We start from the raw sequence: 362 nt of genomic DNA on the forward strand, positions 1-362 counted from the left end.
GCCATGCCGGCACGGTCGCCGAGCTCCTCCTTGATGGTCAGGGAGTCGGTGTAGCGACGCTCCGCCTCGCCATACTCACCCCGGGCATGGGCGAGCATGCCGAGCTGGTGGTAGCTGACGGCCATGCCGGCACGGTCGCCGAGCTCCTCCTTGATGGTCAGGGAGTCGGTGTAGCGACGCTCCGCCTCGCCATACTCACCCCGGGCATGGGCGAGGATGCCGAGCTGGTGGTAGCTGGCGGCCATGCCGGCACGGTCGCCGAGGTCCTCGAGAATGGTCAGGGAGTCGGTGTAGCGACGCTCCGCCTCGCCATACTCACCCCGGGCATGGGCGAGCATGCCGAGATGGTGGTAGCTGGCGGC

General features: G+C 68.8%; 1 protein-coding gene. It reads right to left on the reverse strand.

Annotated elements, in window-relative coordinates; all coding sequences use genetic code 11:
- On the reverse strand, positions 1–338 hold a 338-nt coding region (locus ACWEVP_RS05970), incomplete at its 3' end, for a tetratricopeptide repeat protein (RefSeq protein ID WP_452061508.1).
- Positions 339–362 lie beyond the last annotated feature (24 nt).

The sequence above is a fragment of the Amycolatopsis sp. NPDC003865 genome, from assembly GCF_053605345.1.